The following is a 3,275-nucleotide window of genomic DNA, read 5'->3' as shown; positions in this document are numbered from 1 at the left end:
GTTTCGTTTCACTTCTGAGTTCGGAATGGAGTCAGGTGGGTCCAAAACGCTATGGTCGCCAAGCAAAATTCTGTTTTTGATTTCACTTTTTCTTAAAAAGTGAAAACCAACAATTCTGGAAAGCTGTTTTCATTCTCTCAACACATTCTTATGCGCTTAACTTTGAGTCCATCAAAACCCCTTCGGTGTTGTATGGTTAAGCCTCACGGGCAATTAGTACAGGTTAGCTCAACGCCTCACAACGCTTACACACCCTGCCTATCAACGTTCTAGTCTCGAACAACCCTTTAGGACGGTTAAACCGTCAGGGAAGACTCATCTCAGGGCTCGCTTCCCGCTTAGATGCTTTCAGCGGTTATCAATTCCGAACTTAGCTACCGGGCAATGCGTCTGGCGACACAACCCGAACACCAGAGGTTCGTCCACTCCGGTCCTCTCGTACTAGGAGCAGCCCCCTTCAATCTTCCAACGCCCACGGCAGATAGGGACCGAACTGTCTCACGACGTTCTAAACCCAGCTCGCGTACCACTTTAAATGGCGAACAGCCATACCCTTGGGACCGACTTCAGCCCCAGGATGTGATGAGCCGACATCGAGGTGCCAAACACCGCCGTCGATATGAACTCTTGGGCGGTATCAGCCTGTTATCCCCGGAGTACCTTTTATCCGTTGAGCGATGGCCCTTCCATTCAGAACCACCGGATCACTATGACCTGCTTTCGCACCTGCTCGAACCGTCATTCTCGCAGTTAAGCGGGCTTATGCCATTGCACTAACCTCACGATGTCCAACCGTGATTAGCCCACCTTCGTGCTCCTCCGTTACTCTTTGGGAGGAGACCGCCCCAGTCAAACTACCCACCAGGCACTGTCCTCAACCCCGATTAGGGGCCTAAGTTAGAACATCAAACATACAAGGGTGGTATTTCAAGGACGGCTCCACGACAACTAGCGTCATCGATTCATAGCCTCCCACCTATCCTACACATGTAGGTTCAATGTTCAGTGCCAAGCTGTAGTAAAGGTTCACGGGGTCTTTCCGTCTAGCCGCGGGTACACTGCATCTTCACAGCGATTTCAATTTCACTGAGTCTCGGGTGGAGACAGCGTGGCCATCATTACGCCATTCGTGCAGGTCGGAACTTACCCGACAAGGAATTTCGCTACCTTAGGACCGTTATAGTTACGGCCGCCGTTTACCGGGGCTTCGATCAAGAGCTTCGCTTGCGCTAACCCCATCAATTAACCTTCCGGCACCGGGCAGGCGTCACACCGTATACGTCATCTTGCGATTTTGCACAGTGCTGTGTTTTTAATAAACAGTTGCAGCCACCTGGTATCTGCGACTCTCGTCAGCTCCATCCGCGAGGGACTTCACCATCAAGAGCGTACCTTCTCCCGAAGTTACGGTACCATTTTGCCTAGTTCCTTCACCCGAGTTCTCTCAAGCGCCTTGGTATTCTCTACCCGACCACCTGTGTCGGTTTGGGGTACGATTTCTGACTATCTGAAGCTTAGAGGCTTTTCCTGGAAGCAGGGCATCAATGACTTCACTGCCGTAGCAGCTCGACGTCGTGTCTCAGCCTAACAGAGAGCCGGATTTGCCTAACTCTCTAGCCTACGCACTTGAACCAGGACAACCGTCGCCTGGCCCACCTAGCCTTCTCCGTCCCCCCATCGCAATAGTCAAAAGTACGGGAATATTAACCCGTTTCCCATCGATTACGCCTTTCGGCCTCACCTTAGGGGTCGACTCACCCTGCCCCGATTAACGTTGGACAGGAACCCTTGGTCTTCCGGCGAGGAGGTTTTTCACCCCCTTTGTCGTTACTCATGTCAGCATTCGCACTTCTGATACCTCCAGCAAACCTTACAGTTCACCTTCAACGGCTTACAGAACGCTCCCCTACCCAATATCTAAAAGATATTGCCGCAGCTTCGGTGTATTGCTTAGCCCCGTTACATCTTCCGCGCAGGCCGACTCGACTAGTGAGCTATTACGCTTTCTTTAAATGATGGCTGCTTCTAAGCCAACATCCTAGCTGTCTGAGCCTTCCCACATCGTTTCCCACTTAGCAATACTTTGGGACCTTAGCTGGCGGTCTGGGTTGTTTCCCTCTCCACGACGGACGTTAGCACCCGCCGTGTGTCTCCCGGATAGTACTTACTGGTATTCGGAGTTTGCAAAGGGTTGGTAAGTCGGGATGACCCCCTAGCCTTAACAGTGCTCTACCCCCAGTAGTATTCGTCCGAGGCGCTACCTAAATAGCTTTCGGGGAGAACCAGCTATCTCCGAGTTTGATTGGCCTTTCACCCCTAGCCACAAGTCATCCGCTAATTTTTCAACATTAGTCGGTTCGGTCCTCCAGTTGATGTTACTCAACCTTCAACCTGCCCATGGCTAGATCACCCGGTTTCGGGTCTATATCCAGAGACTGAGCGCCCAGTTAAGACTCGGTTTCCCTACGGCTCCCCTATTCGGTTAACCTTGCCACTGAATATAAGTCGCTGACCCATTATACAAAAGGTACGCAGTCACACCACGAAGGTGCTCCTACTGCTTGTACGTACACGGTTTCAGGTTCTATTTCACTCCCCTCACAGGGGTTCTTTTCGCCTTTCCCTCACGGTACTGGTTCACTATCGGTCAGTCAGGAGTATTTAGCCTTGGAGGATGGTCCCCCCATATTCAGACAGGATATCACGTGTCCCGCCCTACTCGATTTCACGCTCGATGAAGCGTCGGTTACGGGGCTATCACCCTGTTTCGCCAAGCTTTCCAGCTTGTTCACCTACTTCAACGAGTGCTTAAGGGCTAATCCAGGTTCGCTCGCCGCTACTACCGGAATCTCGGTTGATTTCTTCTCCTCGGGGTACTTAGATGTTTCAGTTCCCCCGGTTTGCCTCACTAGACTATGTATTCATCTAGTGATAACTGCTTATGCAGCTGGGTTTCCCCATTCGGAAATCGCAGACTCAAACGGCTCTTACTGCCTCATCTGCGCTTATCGCAAGTTAGTACGTCCTTCATCGCCTCTGACTGCCCAGGCATCCACCGTGTACGCTTAGTCACTTAACCATACAACCCGAAGGAGTTTCGGGTTGTTGTTTAAACAACCTAAGTTGTCTCGCGTTTAATTTTCATGAGTGCGAGACAGATTTTGCCGGACTCAAATTTGAACAAGACCTAAGCCTTATTCGATACCAAGCACACTTGAATGTGTTGTTGGTGTTTATCTTTCGATAAACATTGAGAACTTTACAAACAACAATAA

Annotated in this window: 2 rRNA genes; both read right to left on the bottom strand. The window is 50.6% G+C overall.

The annotated features are described in order from the left end of the window. Positions 1–63: ribosomal RNA gene (gene rrf / locus PUN32_RS13725) — 5S ribosomal RNA — on the bottom strand; the annotation flags it as partial. A 129-nt stretch (positions 64–192) separates the two neighbouring features. Continuing rightward, positions 193–3,079 (bottom strand): 23S ribosomal RNA (locus PUN32_RS13720). Between the last annotated feature and the right edge of the window lie 196 nt (positions 3,080–3,275).

The sequence above is a fragment of the Vibrio chanodichtyis genome, assembly GCF_028863985.1.
Lineage (GTDB): Bacteria > Pseudomonadota > Gammaproteobacteria > Enterobacterales > Vibrionaceae > Vibrio > Vibrio chanodichtyis.
The sequence above is the reverse complement of the archived record's forward strand: the minus strand, read 5'-3'. Positions and strand labels throughout refer to the sequence as shown.